Origin of the sequence: Pseudomonas viridiflava, assembly GCF_900602065.1 — a bacterium.
GTDB lineage: Bacteria > Pseudomonadota > Gammaproteobacteria > Pseudomonadales > Pseudomonadaceae > Aquipseudomonas.
In genome coordinates this window covers 1-312 of sequence record NZ_UWFN01000257.1, presented here as the reverse complement: position 1 = coordinate 312, position 312 = coordinate 1, and the positions used below count along the sequence as shown (strand labels likewise).

Here is a 312-nt window from a genome sequence, read left to right as displayed (position 1 = left end):
GCTCAAGAACGTGCGTCCGGCGGCGGCAACCAGTTATGCCTACGTCAACCCTGCGGTAGCGGTGTTGCTGGGTGTCGTGTTCGCGGGCGAAACGATCGGTCTGCCCGAGTGCCTGGCGATGGTGGTGATCATCAGCGGGGTGGTGCTGATCGGCTTGCCGCAATGGCGCAGACCGCCCCCTCAGGAAACCGTCTCAGCGCGTACAAGCTAACCGAGGCGGGCCGGACAGGGTAAACTGCGCGCCTTGCGCTGAATTTTTCCTACGGTATTCCCATGACATTCGCCTCTCTCGGCCTGATCGAACCCTTGCTG

1 protein-coding gene is annotated in these 312 nt (G+C 62.2%); it reads left to right on the top strand.

The features are described from left to right. Positions 1-211, top strand: a 211-nt coding sequence (locus tag EE949_RS13695) for an EamA family transporter (RefSeq protein ID WP_163018871.1), incomplete at its 5' end; no start/stop codon positions are given. Positions 212-312: the final 101 nt, after the last annotated feature.